This window comes from Paraprevotella clara YIT 11840 (assembly GCF_000233955.1).
Taxonomy (GTDB): Bacteria; Bacteroidota; Bacteroidia; order Bacteroidales; family Bacteroidaceae; genus Paraprevotella; species Paraprevotella clara.
Genome location: NZ_JH376658.1, coordinates 1 through 643, shown reverse-complemented (window position 1 = coordinate 643; position 643 = coordinate 1). Strand labels below are relative to the sequence as shown.

The following is a 643-nucleotide window of genomic DNA, read 5'->3' as shown; positions in this document are numbered from 1 at the left end:
AGATAGCGCTGCTGAAATAGTAACAGCCCTTGAAGAGATAGTGGCAAAATACTAAAAAATAAAAGACTTTAATATAACTCAAATTCCTAGTAATGATGGGAAGAATTTTCCTACATTACATAAGATAATACATCAAGTAAAGTCTTGGATACGAGGTATATATTCTTGGGGTTCAGAATTTAACATAGACCGATTCCCAAAGTCAATTAGTATGTAGCTAAATAGACACCTCAATAAATATTTTAAAATTTATAAAAAAAAACATAAAAATATGACAGCACTTATTATTGTTATCGCTCTTATAGTAATAGTGGTAGTTTGGTACATCAGCACCAACAACCGCTTAGTGGCTTTAGCTAATAACAGAGAAAACGCTTTTGCTGATATAGACGTGCAGCTAAAGCAACGCTACGACCTTATCCCTCAGTTGGTTGCTGCCGTAAAAGGATATATGGACCACGAAGCAGAGGTACTTACCCGCGTGACCCAAGCGCGCAGCCGTGCTATTAGTGCGACTGACATCAATAGCAAAATAGCTGCTGAAAAAGAACTATCATCGGCTATGGGGGCTTTCAACATACAAGTAGAAGCCTATCCCGACCTGAAAGCTAACACCAACTTTATGCACTTGCAGCAAGAGATA

1 protein-coding gene and 1 pseudogene are annotated in these 643 nt (G+C 37.8%); both read left to right on the top strand.

Annotated elements, in window-relative coordinates; translation table 11 throughout:
- Positions 1 to 61: 61 nt before the first annotated feature.
- Positions 62 to 196 (top strand): annotated as a pseudogene (locus HMPREF9441_RS18490) (IS1595 family transposase); the annotation flags it as partial.
- A gap of 75 nt (positions 197 to 271) precedes the next feature.
- A partial coding sequence (locus tag HMPREF9441_RS16190) for a LemA family protein (protein WP_008622992.1) occupies positions 272 to 643 on the top strand: 372 nt, incomplete at its 3' end.